The following is a 321-nucleotide window of genomic DNA, read 5'->3' as shown; positions in this document are numbered from 1 at the left end:
TGATATTACAACACAAATATATCTTACTTTATACACGTTTATTCCTAAAGTATCTGCTGCCTTTGGATGTTCTCCAACGGCTCTTATTCTAAGTCCCCACGGAGTTTTATATAACACAAAATGTGCTATTATTACCGCAACTATTGCTGCATATACAAACCAGTTTAAGTCTCCTACAAGTTTACCAAGCACCGGCATATTTCTTAAGGCTTTTGGTATATTGTATGCTAAGCCATTAACACCATCCGTTTGTCCGCCTTTTCCGAAAAGCTTAAAGATAAGAAAGGCTGCTAAAGCTTGAGCAAAAAGGTTTATAGCTGT

Annotated in this window: 1 protein-coding gene; it reads right to left on the bottom strand. The window is 36.8% G+C overall.

All coding sequences use genetic code 11. The features are described from left to right. Positions 1 to 321 (bottom strand): ABC transporter permease subunit (locus OCU55_RS23835; protein ID WP_427847095.1); only part of this gene is annotated, 321 nt, incomplete at both ends.

Origin of the sequence: Clostridium folliculivorans, from assembly GCF_024341905.1 — a bacterium.
In the GTDB taxonomy this organism is placed as follows: domain Bacteria; phylum Bacillota; class Clostridia; order Clostridiales; family Clostridiaceae; genus Clostridium_AR; species Clostridium_AR folliculivorans.
The sequence above is the reverse complement of the archived record's forward strand: the minus strand, read 5'-3'. Positions and strand labels throughout refer to the sequence as shown.